Origin of the sequence: Mesorhizobium sp. M7A.F.Ca.CA.002.05.1.1 (assembly GCF_003998335.1) — a bacterium.
In the GTDB taxonomy this organism is placed as follows: domain Bacteria; phylum Pseudomonadota; class Alphaproteobacteria; order Rhizobiales; family Rhizobiaceae; genus Mesorhizobium.
Genome location: NZ_RZQI01001373.1, coordinates 1 through 998, shown reverse-complemented (window position 1 = coordinate 998; position 998 = coordinate 1). Strand labels below are relative to the sequence as shown.

The following is a 998-nucleotide window of genomic DNA, read 5'->3' as shown; positions in this document are numbered from 1 at the left end:
CAGCCGGCCAGCGTCGCCACCATGATGCCGCAGATTCTGGAGAAGGTCGGCCAACTCGACATCTTCCATGCCAATGCCGGCGCCTATGTCGGCGGCGAGGTGGCGACCGGCGATCCCGACGCCTGGGACCGGATGCTCAACCTCAACATCAATGCCTGCTTCCGTTCGATCCAGGCGGTGCTGCCGCACATGATCGAGCGCAAGACGGGCGACGTCATCGTCACCAGTTCGATTGCCGGACTGGTTCCTGTGGTCTGGGAGCCGATCTACACGGCCTCCAAGCACGCCGTGCAGGCCTTCGTCCACACGGTGCGCCGGCAGGTCGCCAAGCACGGCCTGCGCGTCGGTGCGGTGGCGCCCGGCCCGGTGGTGACGGCGCTGGTCGACGACTGGCCGAAGGCCAAGCTCGAGGAAGAACTCGCCGCCGGCGGCCTGATGCAGCCGCGCGAGGTGGCCGAAGCGGTGATGTTCATGCTGACCCGCCCGCGCAACGTGACGATCCGCGATCTGGTGATTTTGCCGCAGAGCAATGATTTGTGAGTGGGTGAGGAATAGGGAATAGGCAGTAGGCAGTAGGCAGTAGGGGGAAGATAAAGGCACGACCTTGCTGTCGAAAACGCTTCTTGCTCCCTATCCCAACTCGCTAATCTCCTACTGCCTACTGCCTACTGCCTACTGCCCTGAACCGAAGGTTTCCCCCATGCCTAATTTCCTCGGCATCGACGTCGGCACCGGCAGCGCGCGGGCCGGGGTGTTCGACCACACTGGAAACATGCTCGCCTCTGCCAAGCGCGATATCGAGGCCTGGCGCGAGGCCGGCGACATTGTCGAGCAGTCGAGCAACGACATCTGGCGGGCGGTGTGCGCGGCCACGCGGGAAGCGGTCGCTCAATCGGGCGTGGCACCCGAGGCGATCGCCGGCATCGGGTTCGACGCCACTTGTTCGCTGGTGGTGCTGGGCGAGGGCGGCGTGCCGCTGCCGGTGAGCAGATCCGGCA

At 65.1% G+C, this 998-nt stretch carries 2 protein-coding genes; both read left to right on the top strand.

Annotation, left to right across the window (positions count from 1 at the left end):
* Positions 1 to 540, top strand: a 540-nt coding sequence (locus EN939_RS35665) for an SDR family oxidoreductase (RefSeq protein WP_164751580.1), incomplete at its 5' end; no start/stop codon positions are given.
* A 160-nt stretch (positions 541 to 700) separates the two neighbouring features.
* The coding region (locus EN939_RS35660) for an FGGY family carbohydrate kinase (RefSeq protein ID WP_245473303.1) at positions 701 to 998 on the top strand (298 nt) is incomplete at its 3' end.